The 211-nt window shown below is 73.5% G+C and carries 1 protein-coding gene; it reads right to left on the bottom strand.

The window, feature by feature from the left end:
- The coding region (locus tag L995_RS34465) for a hypothetical protein (protein WP_231574508.1) at window positions 1–211 on the bottom strand (211 nt) is incomplete at both ends.

Here is a 211-nt window from a genome sequence, read left to right as displayed (position 1 = left end):
CTGCGCCGCCACGGCGCGGATCATGGGTGCACGGCGCACATCGATGCGCTGCACGCGCGGGTCCAGGCGCTGCTGAAGCGCGGCGGCTACATCGCCCTCGCCCTCGCCCTCGCCCTCGCCCTCGCCCTCGCCCTCGCTTTCACCAGGCTCCAGCCAATCGACCAGCACCTGTGCCTGCCGGCAGACCACCTGCACGGGCTCGGCCAGCCCT

Source organism: Delftia sp. ZNC0008 (assembly GCF_000799035.1).
Classification (GTDB): domain Bacteria; phylum Pseudomonadota; class Gammaproteobacteria; order Burkholderiales; family Burkholderiaceae_C; genus Comamonas; species Comamonas tsuruhatensis.
The sequence above is the reverse complement of the archived record's forward strand: the minus strand, read 5'-3'. Positions and strand labels throughout refer to the sequence as shown.